This window comes from Winogradskyella echinorum, assembly GCF_014297365.1.
Classification (GTDB): domain Bacteria; phylum Bacteroidota; class Bacteroidia; order Flavobacteriales; family Flavobacteriaceae; genus Winogradskyella; species Winogradskyella echinorum.
Window position 1 is genome coordinate 85,069 of record NZ_JACOQD010000005.1, and the last position, 17,288, is coordinate 102,356.

Sequence of the window (17,288 nt, forward strand, 5' to 3'; positions counted from 1 at the left end):
TTAAGGATTACGAAACACTTCTGACAATATTTCATACAATTAACTTTTGGTTATAAATTTGACGTAAACAATAGCATGTCTACACAGCAATTTAAATATTCTAATAGTGTCATTCTTTACCCTTTGATGCTCTTATTTTTAGAATGGTTGGTTTTTTGGTACCAAGTCCGTGTAGATTATGGTATTAAAGCATTTGGTATTAGACCTCAAAAACTAGAAGGGCTTTTAGGAATTTTTACAAGTCCTTTTTTGCATGGAGATATCAATCACCTTTACAATAATTCTATTCCCCTTTTTGTTTTGTCTTTGGCCTTGTTTTATTTCTACAAAAAGATTGCATGGAAGGTTATTTTATATGGTATTCTTTTATCAGGATTTTTAACGTGGTTAATAGGAAGTGGTGGAAATCATATAGGAGCTAGTGGATTAATCTATGTACTGGTTAGCTTTATTTTTTTTAAAGGCATTTTTGCAAAATACTACAGGCTTATTGCGTTATCACTTATGGTTATTTTTTTATACGGTAGCATGATTTGGTATGTGTTTCCTATAAAATCAGGAATGTCTTGGGAAGGTCATTTAGGTGGGTTAATTACAGGATTAGTGTTTGCTCTAATCTTTAGAAGGCATGTAGCCAAGCCAGAAATTTACAAATGGGAACAACCAGATTATAATGAAGATGATGATCCATTTATGAGACATTTTGATGAAAATGGTAACTTTATTGAATTTCAGCCAGAAGAGGATATTGAACTAGAAATTGATTCTGAACTTGAAAATAATTCAAATTCAAACATTAATTACATTTTTAAGAAAAACGAAGATTAGTTTTATAATTATAGATTTAGACTGCATACTGAAGACTAAAAAATTGACCACTAAGAACGTTGCCTAACAGCTTCATACAAAAAGGCACCGCAAGCTACAGAAACGTTTAAAGATTCGATGTCTCCTAAAATAGGAAGCTTCGCTTGGTCATCAACAACTTTTAAAACCGAAGGGTTAATGCCTCTACCTTCAGAGCCCATAATTATAGCACAAGGTTCTTTAAAAGATACATCATATACATAATTATCAGCTTTTTCGGTTGCTGCAATTACTCTTATACCTGAGGATTGCATATGGAAAACGGCATCTTTTATATGGTCTACTTTACAAATTGGCATCTTAAAAATGGCTCCAGCACTAGTTTTAATTGTATCTCCATTAATTGGTGCGCCACCTTTTTTCTGTATGATAATACCATTGACTCCAGTGCATTCCGCAGTACGTACAATGGCGCCAAAATTTCTAACATCACTCAATTGATCTAGTAGAAGAAATAAAGGAGTTTTGCCAGATTCAATAACTTGCATAACTAAATCATCAATATTATGAAAAGCGATAGGCGAAATTTGAGCCACAGCACCTTGATGATTCCCACGCGTTAATCGGTTTAATTTTTCAACAGGAACATAAGATGAATTAATACTTTCTGCTCTAAGTAAATGTTCTAATTCTTTATACAATTCACCGTGAAGTCCTTTCTGCATAAAAACCTTATCTATGGTTTCACCAGATTTAATAGCTTCGATAATCGCTCTAATACCAAAAACTGTAGTTTCATTTTTCATGAAGCAAAGGTATATATAAAGAATTCTTTAATAAAACAGAATTAAGAAAGAAATTTAGCGTTTAGTATAAAAAAATCTCCAACGATAATATATAATCGTTGGAGATTCTATTAGAATAGTTATAGACTAACTACTAATAATTACAAATTTAATTTTGATCACCAGAACTAAGATTTGGATTAGCATTAATTTCCGCTTGCGGGATTTTAAATATCCAATCATCATTAATTGAAGGTCTATCTACTTGATATGCTCCTTGATAAAGAACTTCAGAAGCTCCAGAACCTCCATCGGCTGCATGGTCAATACCTTCGTCCCAACGGATCTTGTCTGTATAACCAAAGCCTTCTCCCCAAAGCTCAAGTCGTCTTTGAAATTTAATATGATCCATTAAAGACTGCTGAGTGTTAAAGATTGTTACATCATAAGCGCTATCGCGTTCTTCTCCTAATGGTCTCAGTGCATCTTGAGCGCCAGTTATATCATTCAACATAGCTCTAGCTTCTGCTTCAATTAGATGCATTTCAGAAGTTCTCATGTAGATAACATCATCAGGATCAATAGTACCAGGATTTGCATTTTTCAATTTAAAATGCATATATGGATGTGTATTGTGCCCTGATACTAAACCATATTCAGCTTTAATAGCTGCAATAGCATCATCAAATTCTTCTTCTGTAGTATATAAAGGATTTGTGTTGTTAGCCCAACCACCTTCACCATTCGCTGCCGATGTATTGGAGTTCGGTGCATCTGGTAAAAAGGCTTTTCCTCTATAATCTGTTGCAGGAATAGCATCCACTAATCTTCGGTCTGCAATCTTTGGGTTATTTCGTATTTGGCTTCCGTTAAACGTGTTGCTAGCCAAATAAAAATAAGAACGGAAGAATGTTGTTTCGGCCTCTATTACATGGCTACCCCAAATAACTTCAGATAACGTATTAGTGTTTAAACCAGACAACCAATCAGTCTCATCCATAAGAGGAAATCCGTCTCTTGCTGCTACAGCTGATGTTGCAGCAGTTGACCAATCGCCTTTAGATAATGCCCAACGTGCTTTAAGACCATGGGCTACATTGATATTTAATTGCGATTTTGCTGCAGCTCCACTTCCAGTTCTGCCACTACCATTTTCAAAAGCAGCAATTGCATCATCTAAATCCGACCCTATTTGATCATAAATAACTTGCACTGTAGATCTTGGTTCACTTGTAAAAGGCGACTCCGAAGAAAATAATAATGGTACTCCTGGATCTGTTGAAGGGTTACCAATTAGATAACCTCGACCATAGTGTTGTACTAAAGATAAATACGCGTAAGCTCTATAAGTATAAGCTTGTCCCAAAATCTCATTTAGTGCAGCAGTTTCGGTAAATCCACTATCTGCAATACCGTTTATTAATAAATTTGCATGCAAAATAATATTGTAACGGTGATACCATAAAAGCTCACTAGTAAGCGATGTCTGTATAGTATGTTCATTCCACTGCATTGCGCTTCTCCAAGATAAATTATTTGCATTCGCCGAGTGGATAAGGTATCCTGCTAAATTATCTCCTAATGGTTTCCAGTAATGATTATTCGCTCTGGCAGTATTACCACCTGGAAAAATAGTTTGCGATTGCGAATATAAACCTCTATGAACTCCATTAAGCACGAGTTGCATGTTCTCTACACTCGCTAAAGCATCTGCAGCAGATATTGCATCGGTAGGTGTTCTTTCAAGATACTCATCTTGACACGAATTGACTGATACTAATAAGAGTATCAGGGTTATAAATTTAAATTTATTTAACATAACTAATTTTTTTTAAAATGAAAGATTCAATCCTAATGAAACAATTTTTGGTGCAAGGAAGTTATTACCTTGTCCTAATCCGGCTAAATTACCCTGAGGGTCTAAACCATCTCTTTTACTCTTAAATATAAGATTTTCACCAGTTATATTGACGGCTAAATTATCTAAACCAATATGGTCAGTGATTTTATCACCAAATCTATAGCTTAGACTAACATTCCTTAAATTCCAATATGAAGCATCAGTTAAAAATCTATCAGATTGTGTTTGTACTAATGCAACATTTCCGTTTTCTAACCTAGGAACATCGGTAATATCTCCAGGCTGTCTCCAGGCGTTTAATGCATCTGGATGCATTGATCTACCATAAGTACCACTATGCATCATACCTGCATAAGCATTATCTAATGCACTACCACCTATACCATAAGTTATTAAGAAATCGAAAGTAAAGTTTTTATAATTTACTGTGCTAGCAACAGAACCTATAAAATCTGGTACTGAAGACTCTTCTGTATATGCTCTTTCTGTATCTGTCCAATCATTAGTAGTAAGATGTTCGCCAGTTGTTGCATCTAAGACAGGTACACTCTCGTTATCGTCATTAAATTCATACATGTAATAAAGTTGATCACCTGTATCAGGATCTACACCAGCTGTTCTATATAAAAAGAAATCAAAAGCAGATCTTCCTTCAGCCCAACGTTTACTACCGTTTATAAATGGATCAGGAAGGCTAGTAATTTCATTTTTTAAAGTTGACCCTAATAAGGTTAAATCCCATTTAAAATCACTTTCATTAAAAAGATGAGCTGTAATTCCGAATTCCCAACCAGAATTTCTTAAATCTCCCGCATTAACAGGTACAACGTTTAAACCATTACTTGGTGCAATTGGTAAGTTGTATAATAAGTCAGTAGAGTTTCTTTGGTAATATTCTATAGAGCCATCTATGAAATTATCAAATAATCCAAACTCTAATGCTACATCAAAACTTTCTGATGTTTCCCATAATAAATCAGCATTTCCAATATCCGTAAACAAAATAGCTGGTTCAGCAGCATTGGATGTAATGTTGAATCGTGCTTGAGATAAATAACTATCGTTTAATTGATCATTACCAATTTCACCATAAGAAGCTCTAATTTTTAATTGATCTATCCAAGAGATGTTTTGCATAAATTCTTCTTGATCTATACGCCATGATGCTCCAATTGCATAAAATGTTCCCCATCTTACATCTGTTTGGAAAACCGAAGAACCATCAGTTCTTACAGAAGCGTTTAAATAATACTTGTTATCATAATTATATAGTGCTCTAAAAAAGTAACTTTCTAAAGCTCTATCGAAGGTAGCACCATCGAGATCTACTATATTAGAAAAATTTGCAAATTCGTAAATACCACTTGCTGCTTGTATAGTAGCAAGACCGTCTAAATCATTAATTTTAGTTTCATAACTTTCGTGACCAGCAGTTACGTCTATGTTATGGTTATTTCCAAAACTCTTGATATAACTAAGTGTTTGAGTAAAGGTTTCTGTATCACGTCTTGCACGTCTTTGATCTAATCTACCTACAGGTTGTGCATCACCAATTACAGGATTTTCATATTCACTAGAGAAGAAGTCAGTCATGTCTCTACCATAATTCAATCTAAAGTTTAGGCCTTCCAAAATATTAAGTTCACCGAACATTCTAAATCCATACGTGTTGTTTTCATTAAGTTCGCGATTTAATCTTAATTCTTGGATGGCATGTCGTCCTTGATTAACAGGTCTAGAGCCAATATTATACTCAGCAAATCCTTCTCCATTATCCCAAACGCGGTTTCCCACCTCGTCTCTAACAATGTTTCCGTTTAAATCGTTTACAAATACTGGGTAAATTGAACCAATTCCTTGAGCGAAACTAAAAGGATTCACTATACTACCAGAACCTGCTGAACTAGGTGCGTTTGCATTGGTCAAAGCCATATTAATACTTCCACCAATTTTAATGCGATTACTAACTTGAAATTCACCATTTAATCTAGCGGTTAAACGATCAAAATCAGAAGTAATAACATAACTTTCTTCATCCAAATAAGATACTGAGAAAAACACTGAGTGCTTCTCGCCACCAGCAGATACGTTAACATTGTAATTGTTTCTCGTGCCAGTTCGTTCTAATTCGTCGAACCAATTTAAACTTTTATAAATGACATCTGCATTTGGATTAAGGCGCCCATCTGTACCAACGATTTGGTCATTAGGAACATTAAAAGGGTTATATCCTAATTGGTTATAAATATTATCACTTGCAAACTGAGGATCTCCACCTCCTGCGCTTGAGTTTCTAAGTGCCTCCCACATTAACTCATAGTACTGACCAGGTGATACTGCGTCATAAAGAGGACGTCCACGTGATACAAATCCTGATGATGCACCTGCCGTAACTTTCATTTCATTTTTCTTACCTGTTTTTGTGGTAATTATAACAACTCCATTTGCAGCTCTAGATCCGTACAATGATGTTGAAGCAGCATCCTTAAGGATTGTAAATGAAGCAATATCTTCTTGGTTAAGCGTGTTGATTGGTGCATTATACTGCACGCCATCTACAATGTATAGTGGAGTAGTAGAGCCGTTTAAAGTTCCAACACCTCTAATAACGATTCCTGGCGAATCACCAGGTCCAGCAGGTGATGTAAATTGAATACCTGTTGCTCTACCTTCTATACCTTCAATTGGTGAAGTTACATTTCTAGTTTCTAATTGTTTTGCACCAACGACACTGGCGGATCCCGTAAAAGCTTCTTTCGTTGTAGTACCATACGCAACTACTACAACTTCGTCTAGTAAGGATGTGTCTTCTTCCATAGTGAAATTATAAGTACTAGAGTTTCCGACAGTTATTTCTTGAGTTTTTAAACCTAAATAACTTACAACAATTACACTACCAACACTGGCATTTATAGAATATTTACCATCAAGGTCAGTTTGTGTTCCTGTTTGTGTCCCCTTAATCAATACACTAACACCAGGTATGGGAAGTCCCGATGCATCCGTTATTGTACCCGAAATCGCTTTTTCTTGAGCAAACGATAGCTGTACAAAACAGGCTAAAAAGAGCGTTAAAATTACTTTGAATTTTGTTTTCATACTTTAAATTAATTTTGAGTTAGTCTTAAATTATTTTAGGGATTTAACCTAAAATTAACGTTAAAGCTAATGAATAATATTTGATATAAAAACTCTTTTTATGAAAGATGTGTTTTTTTTGGTGTGAAAAATTACGATTTTGATATTTTGAGACATCCATTTTTAACAATACTACATTTTATTCTTGTTTCAGGATCTTTTTTATCCTACAAAAAATAGAATTAGAAATGGAGTGTGATTATATAAAAAATGTAGATTTCTGTTAAAGAAAAGTAAATTTTAGAATTAAAAAGTAGCAGTCAAACTCACATGGACTTTAGAGTCTGATAATTTAAATTGTCTGTTTTCTGTTTTTCCGCTCGAATAGTTTAATCTAAATAATCCAGAATTGGTTAATAGACCAAGTCCAAAACCAAACCCAAAAAGTTTTTCTTTTGTATCTGTTATTTGGTTTTCAAAATATGCACCATCTATAACCGAATGTACATAAATACTATTGCTAAGTCGGTAACGATATTCTGTATTGATGACTCCGTAAAGATTAGCAACTAAACTATTTTCTTCAAAGCCTCTAATGGAATTTATTCCACCAAACCGAAAGAGCTCATTGTCTAGATAATTATCAGAAGTTAAAATAGCACCATTGAATCTAGTGTAAATACTGTTCTTATTATTAAGATTAAATATTTTATAAGTATCTAAATTAAAAATACTTTGAGATTGGTCTCCTAGGTTATTTTCTCTATCACCTAAACCGCTATATAAATTAAACCAAAAATTAATAGGGAATAAAGGGTCGTAAAATTGTGACTTAGAATAGTTGTAATTTAATGTATAGTAATTAGTGGTATAATCGTTTAAAATATCAGTATCGTTTTCTAAGAGGTTGGTCGATTTAGTTGAGGTAATTCCAATTCCTACTTTATGTTGTGCATTAATCTGATAGTTTATTCTTGCATTTTGATTAGCATTTAAAAAGGTAGAATCTTTTCTAAAAATCTTTAGTCCAACTTGTAGTCCTACAGGTGAACCAAATAGATAAGGTAAATCTGCATCCACTTTAAAGGTTTGTTGATCAATCTCATCGCTTTTGTAAAAAAGGTTTAAACTTTCTCCAAAATTGAGATTATTAATTAACCTTAAATCTAAATAACCATCAAATTCAATTTTATTGGTGTTTTCGTTAGTACCAAAACCAAGAAAACCATCAAAGTTATTGGTTTTAGTTTTTTCTACATATAAATATAGTGTTGTAGAGTCTTGAGTAAAAAGTACTTCTGGATCTTTTATTTTACTGGCAAATCTAATGTCATCTAATAGCTCAACTTTTTCTTTAATAGCATTAAGATTAAAAGATTTTCCGGTCTTTAATTTTAGAAAACGTTTTACATAAGACTTTGGGAACTTTTCATAGCCTTTAACAATAATTTTATCAATCCTTCTTTTTTGATTGTTTTTAACATTTAAATCTGCTGTAATCAAATTAGAATTTACTTTAGAAATATTTACAAGCTGTAAAGTTGAAAACGGATCGCCTTGCTCAGCAATTTTAGAGTTTAAGGTATTTAGTGAACTTTCAAGTTGACTAATATCTAATTCAAAATATGAATCATTATTATAATGATTAATAAAATCTAATAAGTCCTCATTAAAATTTGAATCATAATAAACACGAATTGAGTTTATTTTTTTTCCAAGAATTAATTGGGCATTAAAAAGCGTGTCATTTTGTTTGGTGATATTCTTAATAGTTGCATCAATATAACCTTGCCTGGTGAGTTTGTCTTTAAAATTGTATAATTCAGCTTCTAGAGTTTTATAATTATCAAAGTACTTTAAATACCCTATAGAATCGATAATAGAAGTTTCATTATTGTTATCACCAACTACTTTTAAGTTTAAATTCTGACCGTTTAGTTGATTCGAAAACATCAACATAAAAGTGAAAAAAAATAAATAAAAAGGTTTAAGCATCTTTAATATAAACTTAATTCTAGATTCATAAATTTGAAACGTTAATGACTCAGTAGTATTGTACTGTAAAAATAGACCATTATATATAGGAGTAAAATGAAACTTAATATTTCTTTAAAAAATAAATTCCCAAGTGTTTGAATTATAAATATATATTTCTACCTTTGCAGCCCTCAAAAGTGAGGGTTAATAAAATTTTATATAGAAATATATGCCAACAATTTCACAATTAGTACGAAAAGGAAGAGCCAAAATAACCAAGAAGAGTAAATCGGCTGCTTTAGATTCGTGTCCTCAGAGACGTGGTGTATGTACTCGTGTTTATACAACGACACCTAAAAAACCTAACTCAGCAATGCGTAAGGTAGCAAGGGTTCGTTTAACAAACGGAAACGAAGTAAATGCATACATTGGTGGAGAGGGTCACAATTTACAAGAGCACTCGATAGTATTGGTTAGAGGTGGAAGGGTAAAAGATTTGCCAGGTGTTAGATATCACATCGTTCGTGGTGCATTAGATACAGCAGGTGTTGCTGGTCGCACACAACGTAGATCTAAGTATGGTGCAAAACGCCCTAAAAAGTAATTTAAAACTTTAAGAAGAAGACATGAGAAAAAGAGCAGCAAAAAAGAGACCGCTTTTACCAGATCCTAAATTTAACGATCAGTTAGTAACACGTTTTGTTAACATGATGATGTGGGATGGTAAAAAGTCTGTAGCTTTTAAAGTATTCTACGATGCAATTGATATTGTTGAGGAGAAAAAGAATGACGAAGAAAAAACAGCTTTAGAAGTTTGGAAGGATGCTTTATCTAATGTGATGCCTCACGTAGAAGTACGTAGTCGTCGTGTTGGTGGTGCAACATTCCAAATTCCAATGCAAATTCGTCCAGACCGTAAAGTTTCAACTGCGATGAAATGGTTAATTAGCTATTCTCGTAAAAGAAACGAAAAATCTATGGCGCAACGTTTAGCTGCAGAAGTATTAGCTGCTGCAAAAGAAGAAGGTGCTGCCGTTAAGAAAAGAGTTGATACTCACAAAATGGCTGAAGCAAACAAAGCATTCTCTCACTTTAGATTTTAATAAGAAATGGCAAGAGATTTAAAATTCACAAGAAATATAGGTATTGCAGCTCACATTGATGCTGGAAAAACCACTACAACAGAACGTATTCTTTATTATACGGGTGTTTCTCACAAAATTGGTGAAGTGCATGATGGTGCTGCAACAATGGACTGGATGGAGCAAGAGCAAGAAAGAGGTATTACAATTACTTCTGCTGCTACAACTTGTACATGGCAATTCCCGATTGAAAACGGTGAGCCTACACCAGAGACTAAAGGATATCATTTTAATATTATTGATACTCCTGGTCACGTTGATTTTACGGTTGAGGTAAATCGTTCATTACGTGTATTAGATGGTCTAGTATTCTTGTTTAGTGCAGTTGATGGTGTTGAGCCACAATCTGAAACTAACTGGAGACTAGCAGACAACTATAAAGTTCCAAGAATTGGTTTCGTTAATAAAATGGACCGTCAAGGATCTAACTTTTTAGGTGTTTGTCAACAAGTAAAAGATATGTTAAAATCTAATGCTGTACCAATCGTATTAAACATTGGTGACGAGATAGATTTTAAAGGTATTATAGATTTAGTAAAAAACAGAGCTATTGTTTGGCACGATGAAACACAAGGGGCGACTTTTGATGTTATTGAAATTCCAGATGAGCTTAAAGCTGAAGCTAAAAAATATAGAGCTTTATTAATAGAAGAGGTAGCAAGTTACGATGAGAACTTACTAGAGAAGTTTATGGAAGACGAAGATTCTATTACAGAAGAAGAAGTGCACGCTGCACTTAGAGCTGCTGTAATGGATATGGCAATCATTCCTATGATTTGTGGTTCTGCTTTCAAAAATAAAGGTGTACAATTCTTATTAGATGCGGTATGTCGTTATTTACCTTCTCCTATAGATAAAGAGGGTATTGTTGGAGTTAATCCAGATACTGAAGAGGAAGAAATTCGTAAGCCAGATGTAAAGGAGCCGTTCGCTGCTTTAGCATTTAAAATTGCTACAGATCCTTTTGTAGGACGTTTAGCATTCTTTAGAGCATATTCTGGTCGTTTAGATGCTGGTTCATATGTTTTAAATAACCGTTCAGGTAAAAAAGAACGTATATCACGTATCTATCAAATGCATGCTAATAAGCAAAATGCAATTGATTTTATAGAAGCTGGAGATATTGGTGCTGCTGTTGGATTTAAATCTATCAAAACAGGAGATACATTAACAGCAGAAAAGCATCCTATTGTTTTAGAATCTATGGACTTCCCTGATCCGGTAATTGGTATCGCAGTGGAGCCTAAGACTAAAGCAGATGTAGATAAATTAGGTATGGGCTTAGCTAAATTAGCTGAAGAAGATCCAACATTTACTGTACGTTCAGACGAAGCTTCAGGTCAGACAATTATTTCTGGTATGGGTGAGTTACACTTAGATGTAATTGTAGATCGTTTAAAGCGTGAATTTAAAGTTGAGGTTAATCAAGGTCAACCGCAAGTGGAATACAAAGAAGCTATAACACAAGCTGCTGATCATAGAGAGGTTTACAAGAAGCAATCTGGTGGTCGTGGTAAATTTGCCGATATTGTATTTACAGTAGAGCCAGCTGAAGAAGGAAAAGTAGGATTAGAATTTATTTCTGAAATTAAAGGTGGTAACGTTCCTAAAGAATTTATCCCTTCAATTGAAAAAGGATTCAAAATGGCGATGATTAATGGTCCTTTAGCAGGTTACGAAGTAGATGCTATGAAAGTGACACTTAAAGATGGATCTTACCACGATGTAGATTCGGATCAGTTATCTTTCGAATTAGCTGCTAAATTAGGATTTAAAAATGCTGCAAAAGCTGCAAAAGCTGTGATAATGGAGCCAATCATGAAACTTGAGGTAATTACACCTGAAGAAAACATGGGTGATATTGTTGGAGATTTAAATAGAAGAAGAGGTCAAGTAAGTGACATGGGTGACAGAGCTGGTGCAAAAACTGTAAAAGCTACTGTTCCATTATCAGAAATGTTTGGTTATGTAACAACATTGAGAACGTTATCTTCTGGTAGAGCAACATCAACAATGGAATTTTCACACTATGCTGAAACTCCTTCTAATATATCTGAAGAAGTTATTAAAGCAGCTAAAGGAGTTGAATCGTAAATCTTAAGAAAATGAGTCAAAAAATCAGAATAAAATTAAAGTCTTACGATCACAACTTGGTAGATAAATCTGCTGATAAGATTGTAAAAACAGTAAAAAGTACAGGTGCAGTTGTAACAGGGCCAATTCCTTTACCAACACACAAGAAAATTTTCACTGTATTACGTTCACCACACGTAAATAAGAAGTCTAGAGAACAATTTCAATTAAGCTCTTACAAGAGATTATTAGATATCTACTCTTCATCTTCTAAAACAATTGACGCTTTAATGAAACTTGAATTACCAAGTGGAGTTGAAGTAGAAATTAAGGTGTAAGTAAGAAAGAACATGTCCCACCGATGCGGTCGAGGGAAAAACGGTAAAAAATACAATTCAAGGCTGAAACGTATTTTCGGCCTTGAATTTTAAATAACAAATAGTAATAATTAATAAATAATAAATATGTCTGGGTTAATTGGAAAAAAAATCGGTATGACCAGCATTTTCGATGAAAATGGAAAGAATATTCCATGTACAGTAATCGAAGCTGGACCATGTATCGTTACCCAAGTCAGAACTGAAGAAGTGGATGGTTATTCAGCCCTTCAATTAGGTTTCGATGACGCGACAGAAAAAAGCGCTACTAAAGCTGACATTGGTCATGCTAAAAAAGCGGGTACTTCTGTAAAACGCAAAGTTGTTGAATTCAAAGGTTTTGATGCGGAGTACAAATTAGGTGATGCTATTACAGTAGAACAATTTACTGAAGGAGAATTTGTGGATATCGCAGGTACTTCTAAGGGTAAAGGTTTTCAAGGTGTAGTTAAACGTCATGGTTTTGGTGGTGTAGGTCAAGCGACACACGGTCAGCATAACCGTTTAAGAGCTCCAGGTTCTATTGGTGCAGCTTCTTATCCTGCGAGAGTATTCAAAGGAATGAAGATGGCCGGAAGAATGGGTGGCGAAACAGTAAAAGTTCAAAATTTAAGAGTTTATAAAGTAGTTCCAGAAAAGAACTTACTTGTTGTTAAAGGATGTGTTCCTGGTCACAAAAATTCTTATGTAATTATTGAGAAGTAATGAAAGTAGCAGTTTTAGATATAAACGGAAAAGATACGGGTAGAAAAGCAGAGCTTTCTAAAGACGTATTCGCTATAGAGCCTAATAATCATGCTGTTTACTTGGATGTTAAGCAATATTTAGCAAATCAAAGACAAGGAACGCATAAGGCAAAAGAAAGAGCAGAAATTGCTGGAAGTACACGTAAGATTAAGAAGCAAAAAGGAACAGGTACTGCGCGTGCAGGTTCTATTAAGTCTGGTGTATTTAAAGGTGGTGGTCGTATGTTTGGTCCAAGACCAAGAAATTACGGTTTTAAATTAAACAAAAACGTAAAACGATTAGCACGTAAATCTGCATTAAGTATTAAGGCAAATGATAAGTCAATTTTAGTAATGGAAGACTTCAATTTTGATACTCCAAAAACTAAAAACTTTATCAATGTTTTAAAGGCTTTAGAGGTAGAAAACAAAAAATCTCTTATAGTGTTGGGTGGGTCAAATAATAATGTATATTTGTCATCACGCAATTTTAAAGGGTCTGAAGTTGTAACTGCTTCAGAATTAAGTACTTATAAAATTATGAATGCTAATAAAGTTATTCTAATTGAAAGTGCTTTAGAAGGAATTGAATCGAATTTAAGTAAATAGAACAGATGAGTATCTTAATAAAACCTATAATCACAGAAAAAGCAACCATGCAAAGTGAGTTGTTAAATGCATATGCATTTGAAGTGAATACAAAGGCGAACAAGGTAGAAATCAAAAAAGCAGTTGAAGCTGCTTATGGAGTTTCTGTTGAAAAAGTTCGTACGATAAATGTCCGTCCAGATCGTAAGACCAAGTTTACAAAAACTGGTGTTCAACATGGTAAAACAAATGCTGTTAAAAAAGCAATTGTACAACTGGCGGAAGGTGAAACAATAGATTTATACACTAACATGTAATTTTAGACATTAATGTCAGTAAGAAAATTAAAACCGATCACATCAGCTCAGCGATTTAGAGTAGTAAATGGATTTGACGCCATCACTACTGATAAGCCGGAGAAAAGCTTGCTTGCTCCGAAAAAAAGATCTGGTGGTAGAAACAGTCAAGGAAAAATGACTATGCGCCATTTAGGTGGAGGTCATAAGAAGAAGTATCGTATTATTGATTTTAAACGTAACAAAACTGGAATTCCAGCAGAGGTTAAAACAATCGAGTACGATCCAAACAGAACAGCATTTATTGCTTTACTTAATTACCAAGATGGTGAAAAACGTTATGTTATCGCTCAGAATGGATTACAAGTAGGGCAAAAGATTGTATCTGGTGAAACAGGTGTTGCTCCAGAAATTGGTAATGCAATGCCATTAAGTGAAATACCTTTAGGTACAATTATTTCTTGTATAGAGTTACGTCCTGGTCAAGGTGCTGTTATGGCGCGTAGTGCAGGTGCATTTGCTCAATTAATGGCAAGAGATGGTAAATTTGCTACAGTGAAATTACCTTCTGGTGAAACCAGATTGGTGTTAGTAACATGTATGGCTACAATAGGTGTTATTTCTAACTCAGATCATCAATTATTGGTATCTGGTAAAGCTGGTAGAAGCAGATGGTTAGGAAGACGTCCAAGAGTAAGACCAGTAGTAATGAATCCAGTTGATCACCCAATGGGAGGTGGTGAAGGAAAATCTGCTGGTGGTCACCCACGTAATAGAAACGGTATTCCTGCTAAAGGTTATAGAACACGTTCTAAGACAAAAGCGAGTAATAAGTATATTGTAGAACGTAGAAAGAAATAATTAAGATAGTATGGCACGTTCATTAAAAAAAGGACCTTATATCCACTATAAATTAGAAAAGAAAGTTGCAGAAAATGTAGCTTCAAACAAAAAGACGGTTATCAAAACTTGGTCTAGAGCATCAATGATTTCGCCAGATTTCGTTGGTCAGACTATAGCAGTTCATAATGGTCGTCAATTTGTTCCAGTTTATGTTACTGAGAATATGGTAGGTCACAAATTAGGAGAATTTTCACCAACAAGATCTTTTAGAGGTCATGCAGGTGCTAAGAATAAAGGTAAAAAATAAGAATCATGGGAAGTCGTAAAAAACAAATGGCGGAAGCTATTAAGGCTGAAAAGAAGCAGGTTGCTTTTGCTAAGCTAAATAACTGTCCTACATCACCAAGAAAAATGCGTTTAGTTGCGGATTTAGTAAGAGGTGAGAAGGCTGAGAAAGCTCTTCAGATTCTTAGATTTAGCCAAAAAGAAGCGTCTCGTCGTTTAGAGAAATTGGTTATGTCTGCAATTGCAAACTGGCAAGCTAAAAACGAAGATGCTGATGTTGAAGAAGCAAAGCTTTACATTAAAGAGATTAGAGTAGATGGTGGATCTATGTTAAAGAGATTACGCCCTGCACCTCAAGGTAGAGCACATAGAATTAGAAAGAGATCTAACCACGTAACAGTTGTGGTAGATGCATTAAATAAAACACAAAGCTAAGACAGAGATATGGGACAGAAAACAAATCCAATCGGAAATCGCTTAGGAATTATCAGAGGATGGGAATCTAACTGGTACGGAGGAAACGATTATGGTGATAAACTTGCCGAAGACGATAAGATTAGAAAGTATATTCATGCTCGTCTATCTAAAGCTAGTGTAAGTAGAGTAATTATTGAGCGTACGCTTAAACTTGTAACCGTTACTATCACTACTGCTAGACCTGGTATTATTATCGGTAAAGGTGGTCAAGAGGTAGATAAGTTAAAAGAAGAGCTTAAAAAGATTACTGGTAAAGAAGTTCAATTGAACATCTTTGAAATTAAAAGACCTGAACTAGATGCACATTTAGTTGGAGCAAGTGTTGCTCGTCAAATTGAAAGCCGAATTTCATATAGACGTGCAATTAAAATGGCTATTGCTGCAGCTATGCGTATGAATGCTGAAGGAATCAAAATTCAGATTAGTGGTCGTTTGAATGGTGCTGAAATGGCACGTTCTGAGCACTATAAAGAAGGACGTATTCCTTTATCTACTTTTAGAGCTGATATTGATTATGCTCTAGTTGAAGCGCATACTACTTATGGTAGATTGGGCATCAAGGTTTGGATTATGAAAGGCGAAGTATATGGAAAAAGAGAACTTTCTCCATTAGTTGGTCTATCTAAACAAAAAGGTAAAGGTGGACGTGGTGGAAACAAGAACCAATCTCGTCGTAGAAAGTAATTTTTTAAAGAAAAGAAAAAATGTTACAGCCTAAAAGAACAAAATTTCGTAAGCAGCAAAAAGGACGTATGAAAGGTAATGCAGGAAGAGGTCATTTGTTATCAAATGGTACTTTCGGTATTAAATCTTTAGAGTCAACTTTTATAACTGCACGTCAAATAGAAGCAGCACGTATTGCCGCTACTCGTTACATGAAAAGAGAAGGATCGTTATGGATTAAAATATTTCCAGACAAGCCTATTACAAAGAAACCTCTTGAAGTACGTATGGGTAAAGGAAAAGGTGGTGTTGAGTATTGGGCAGCAGTTGTAAAACCAGGACGTATGTTATTTGAAATAAGTGGTGTGCCATTAGACGTAGCTCAAGAAGCATTACGTTTAGCAGCGCAAAAACTTCCGGTGAAAACTAAGTTTATCATAGCTAGAGATTACGAAGCTTAATAAAAAGATATTATGAAGCAATCAGAAATTAAACAGCTTTCAACAGCTGAGTTACAAGAGAAACTTAGTGAGACAAAAAAGAGTTATACAGACCTAAAAATGGCTCACGCTATATCTCCTTTAGATAACCCAATTCAGTTACGTATTGCACGTCGTACAGTAGCTAGAGTGGCAACAGAATTAACTAATAGAGAAGTACAATAATTGTATTCTGCTGAAAGATGGAAAAAAGAAACTTAAGAAAAGAACGTATAGGGATAGTAACTAGTAACAAAATGGAGAAATCTATTGTTGTTTCAGAAGTTAAAAAAGTTAAACACCCTATGTATGGTAAATTCGTGTTAAAGACTAAGAAATATGTCGCACACGATGAGACAAATGACTGCAACGAAGGTGATACAGTAAAGATCATGGAAACACGACCTTTAAGTAAATCTAAATGTTGGAGATTAGTAGAAATAATTGAAAGAGCGAAGTAATTATGGTACAACAAGAATCAAGATTAAAAGTAGCTGATAACACTGGTGCAAAGGAAGTATTAACTATCCGTGTATTAGGTGGAACAAAGAGAAGATACGCTTCTGTAGGTGATAAAATTGTAGTATCTGTTAAAGATGCAACACCAAACGGAAATATCAAAAAAGGTGCTGTTTCTACAGCAGTTGTTGTGCGTACTGCTAAAGAAGTTAGACGTCCAGATGGATCTTATATTAGATTTGACGATAACGCATGTGTACTTTTAAATCCAACAGGAGAAATGAGAGGAACGCGTGTTTTTGGACCTGTAGCTAGAGAACTTCGTGATAAACAATTCATGAAAATTGTATCATTAGCACCAGAAGTGCTTTAA

Annotated in this window: 20 protein-coding genes; 16 read left to right on the top strand and 4 right to left on the bottom strand. The window is 34.4% G+C overall.

Annotation, left to right across the window (positions count from 1 at the left end; all coding sequences use genetic code 11):
• Positions 1–75: 75 nt before the first annotated feature.
• A complete protein-coding gene (locus H8K90_RS14590) occupies positions 76–828 on the top strand; it encodes a rhomboid family intramembrane serine protease (RefSeq protein WP_186846737.1) in 753 nt (250 codons plus the stop codon).
• Between the two features lie 50 nt (positions 829–878).
• On the opposite strand, the gene rlmB is transcribed toward H8K90_RS14590, so the two are convergent.
• The 4 genes from rlmB to H8K90_RS14610 all read right to left on the bottom strand — a co-directional run bounded on the left by rlmB (position 879) and on the right by H8K90_RS14610 (position 8,484).
• Positions 879–1,613 carry a 23S rRNA (guanosine(2251)-2'-O)-methyltransferase RlmB gene (rlmB, locus tag H8K90_RS14595; protein ID WP_186846738.1) on the bottom strand — a complete coding sequence of 245 codons (735 nt, stop codon included), beginning with the start codon at positions 1,611–1,613 and terminating at the stop codon, positions 879–881.
• A gap of 148 nt (positions 1,614–1,761) precedes the next feature.
• On the bottom strand, positions 1,762–3,411 hold the full coding sequence (locus H8K90_RS14600) for a RagB/SusD family nutrient uptake outer membrane protein (protein WP_186846739.1): 1,650 nt from the start codon (positions 3,409–3,411) through the stop codon (positions 1,762–1,764).
• A gap of 12 nt (positions 3,412–3,423) precedes the next feature.
• Entirely contained in the window at positions 3,424–6,552 is a 3,129-nt protein-coding gene (locus H8K90_RS14605) for a SusC/RagA family TonB-linked outer membrane protein (protein WP_186846740.1), read from the bottom strand.
• Between the two features lie 285 nt (positions 6,553–6,837).
• A complete protein-coding gene (locus H8K90_RS14610; RefSeq protein WP_186846741.1) occupies positions 6,838–8,484 on the bottom strand; it encodes a POTRA domain-containing protein in 1,647 nt (548 codons plus the stop codon).
• Positions 8,485–8,737: 253 nt separating this feature from the next.
• Between H8K90_RS14610 and rpsL the strand changes: the two genes are divergently transcribed.
• The 15 genes from rpsL (at position 8,738) to rplN (ending at position 17,288) form a co-directional block, all read left to right on the top strand.
• Positions 8,738–9,112: a 30S ribosomal protein S12 gene (gene rpsL, locus H8K90_RS14615; RefSeq protein ID WP_008269190.1), complete on the top strand. Its 375-nt coding sequence runs from the start codon at positions 8,738–8,740 to the stop codon at positions 9,110–9,112.
• A gap of 22 nt (positions 9,113–9,134) precedes the next feature.
• Positions 9,135–9,611: a 30S ribosomal protein S7 gene (gene rpsG / locus H8K90_RS14620; protein ID WP_186846742.1), complete on the top strand. Its 477-nt coding sequence runs from the start codon at positions 9,135–9,137 to the stop codon at positions 9,609–9,611.
• A 6-nt stretch (positions 9,612–9,617) separates the two neighbouring features.
• Positions 9,618–11,744 carry an elongation factor G gene (gene fusA, locus H8K90_RS14625; RefSeq protein WP_186846743.1) on the top strand — a complete coding sequence of 709 codons (2,127 nt, stop codon included), beginning with the start codon at positions 9,618–9,620 and terminating at the stop codon, positions 11,742–11,744.
• A gap of 11 nt (positions 11,745–11,755) precedes the next feature.
• Positions 11,756–12,061 carry a 30S ribosomal protein S10 gene (rpsJ, locus tag H8K90_RS14630; protein ID WP_007650482.1) on the top strand — a complete coding sequence of 102 codons (306 nt, stop codon included), beginning with the start codon at positions 11,756–11,758 and terminating at the stop codon, positions 12,059–12,061.
• A 126-nt stretch (positions 12,062–12,187) separates the two neighbouring features.
• Positions 12,188–12,805, top strand: coding sequence for a 50S ribosomal protein L3 (gene rplC, locus H8K90_RS14635; RefSeq protein ID WP_186846744.1), 618 nt, complete (start codon positions 12,188–12,190; stop codon positions 12,803–12,805).
• Positions 12,805–13,434, top strand: coding sequence for a 50S ribosomal protein L4 (rplD, locus tag H8K90_RS14640; RefSeq protein ID WP_186846745.1), 630 nt, complete (start codon positions 12,805–12,807; stop codon positions 13,432–13,434). The genes rplC and rplD overlap by 1 nt, the downstream gene beginning before the upstream one ends.
• A gap of 5 nt (positions 13,435–13,439) precedes the next feature.
• Positions 13,440–13,730: a 50S ribosomal protein L23 gene (rplW, locus tag H8K90_RS14645; protein WP_110475995.1), complete on the top strand. Its 291-nt coding sequence runs from the start codon at positions 13,440–13,442 to the stop codon at positions 13,728–13,730.
• A gap of 12 nt (positions 13,731–13,742) precedes the next feature.
• On the top strand, positions 13,743–14,570 hold the full coding sequence (gene rplB, locus H8K90_RS14650) for a 50S ribosomal protein L2 (RefSeq protein WP_186846746.1): 828 nt from the start codon (positions 13,743–13,745) through the stop codon (positions 14,568–14,570).
• A 10-nt stretch (positions 14,571–14,580) separates the two neighbouring features.
• Positions 14,581–14,859 (top strand): 30S ribosomal protein S19, encoded by a 279-nt coding sequence (gene rpsS / locus H8K90_RS14655; protein ID WP_008269180.1) that lies wholly within the window; start codon positions 14,581–14,583, stop codon positions 14,857–14,859.
• Positions 14,860–14,864: 5 nt separating this feature from the next.
• Positions 14,865–15,272 carry a 50S ribosomal protein L22 gene (rplV, locus tag H8K90_RS14660; protein WP_008269178.1) on the top strand — a complete coding sequence of 136 codons (408 nt, stop codon included), beginning with the start codon at positions 14,865–14,867 and terminating at the stop codon, positions 15,270–15,272.
• Positions 15,273–15,281: 9 nt separating this feature from the next.
• The gene (gene rpsC / locus H8K90_RS14665; RefSeq protein WP_186846747.1) at positions 15,282–15,998 is read left to right on the top strand and encodes a 30S ribosomal protein S3; all 717 of its coding nucleotides are present in this window, start codon (positions 15,282–15,284) and stop codon (positions 15,996–15,998) included.
• Between the two features lie 20 nt (positions 15,999–16,018).
• Positions 16,019–16,438, top strand: coding sequence for a 50S ribosomal protein L16 (rplP, locus tag H8K90_RS14670; RefSeq protein ID WP_008269176.1), 420 nt, complete (start codon positions 16,019–16,021; stop codon positions 16,436–16,438).
• A gap of 12 nt (positions 16,439–16,450) precedes the next feature.
• A complete protein-coding gene (gene rpmC / locus H8K90_RS14675) occupies positions 16,451–16,642 on the top strand; it encodes a 50S ribosomal protein L29 (protein WP_186846748.1) in 192 nt (63 codons plus the stop codon).
• Between the two features lie 17 nt (positions 16,643–16,659).
• Positions 16,660–16,917, top strand: coding sequence for a 30S ribosomal protein S17 (gene rpsQ, locus H8K90_RS14680; protein WP_040756784.1), 258 nt, complete (start codon positions 16,660–16,662; stop codon positions 16,915–16,917).
• Positions 16,918–16,919: 2 nt separating this feature from the next.
• Complete coding sequence (gene rplN / locus H8K90_RS14685; RefSeq protein WP_155089961.1) at positions 16,920–17,288, top strand: 50S ribosomal protein L14; 369 nt, start codon at positions 16,920–16,922, stop codon at positions 17,286–17,288.

Excerpts from the sequence above, each read along its gene's own strand:
- H8K90_RS14590 (WP_186846737.1), top strand. The coding sequence starts at position 76 with ATGTCTACACAGCAATTTAAATATTCTAATAGTGTCATTCTTTACCCT.
- rlmB (WP_186846738.1), bottom strand. The coding sequence starts at position 1,613 with ATGAAAAATGAAACTACAGTTTTTGGTATTAGAGCGATTATCGAAGCT.
- H8K90_RS14600 (WP_186846739.1), bottom strand. The coding sequence starts at position 3,411 with ATGTTAAATAAATTTAAATTTATAACCCTGATACTCTTATTAGTATCA.
- H8K90_RS14605 (WP_186846740.1), bottom strand. The coding sequence starts at position 6,552 with ATGAAAACAAAATTCAAAGTAATTTTAACGCTCTTTTTAGCCTGTTTT.
- H8K90_RS14610 (WP_186846741.1), bottom strand. The coding sequence starts at position 8,484 with ATGTTTTCGAATCAACTAAACGGTCAGAATTTAAACTTAAAAGTAGTT.
- rpsL (WP_008269190.1), top strand. The coding sequence starts at position 8,738 with ATGCCAACAATTTCACAATTAGTACGAAAAGGAAGAGCCAAAATAACC.
- rpsG (WP_186846742.1), top strand. The coding sequence starts at position 9,135 with ATGAGAAAAAGAGCAGCAAAAAAGAGACCGCTTTTACCAGATCCTAAA.
- fusA (WP_186846743.1), top strand. The coding sequence starts at position 9,618 with ATGGCAAGAGATTTAAAATTCACAAGAAATATAGGTATTGCAGCTCAC.
- rpsJ (WP_007650482.1), top strand. The coding sequence starts at position 11,756 with ATGAGTCAAAAAATCAGAATAAAATTAAAGTCTTACGATCACAACTTG.
- rplC (WP_186846744.1), top strand. The coding sequence starts at position 12,188 with ATGTCTGGGTTAATTGGAAAAAAAATCGGTATGACCAGCATTTTCGAT.
- rplD (WP_186846745.1), top strand. The coding sequence starts at position 12,805 with ATGAAAGTAGCAGTTTTAGATATAAACGGAAAAGATACGGGTAGAAAA.
- rplW (WP_110475995.1), top strand. The coding sequence starts at position 13,440 with ATGAGTATCTTAATAAAACCTATAATCACAGAAAAAGCAACCATGCAA.
- rplB (WP_186846746.1), top strand. The coding sequence starts at position 13,743 with ATGTCAGTAAGAAAATTAAAACCGATCACATCAGCTCAGCGATTTAGA.
- rpsS (WP_008269180.1), top strand. The coding sequence starts at position 14,581 with ATGGCACGTTCATTAAAAAAAGGACCTTATATCCACTATAAATTAGAA.
- rplV (WP_008269178.1), top strand. The coding sequence starts at position 14,865 with ATGGGAAGTCGTAAAAAACAAATGGCGGAAGCTATTAAGGCTGAAAAG.
- rpsC (WP_186846747.1), top strand. The coding sequence starts at position 15,282 with ATGGGACAGAAAACAAATCCAATCGGAAATCGCTTAGGAATTATCAGA.
- rplP (WP_008269176.1), top strand. The coding sequence starts at position 16,019 with ATGTTACAGCCTAAAAGAACAAAATTTCGTAAGCAGCAAAAAGGACGT.
- rpmC (WP_186846748.1), top strand. The coding sequence starts at position 16,451 with ATGAAGCAATCAGAAATTAAACAGCTTTCAACAGCTGAGTTACAAGAG.
- rpsQ (WP_040756784.1), top strand. The coding sequence starts at position 16,660 with ATGGAAAAAAGAAACTTAAGAAAAGAACGTATAGGGATAGTAACTAGT.
- rplN (WP_155089961.1), top strand. The coding sequence starts at position 16,920 with ATGGTACAACAAGAATCAAGATTAAAAGTAGCTGATAACACTGGTGCA.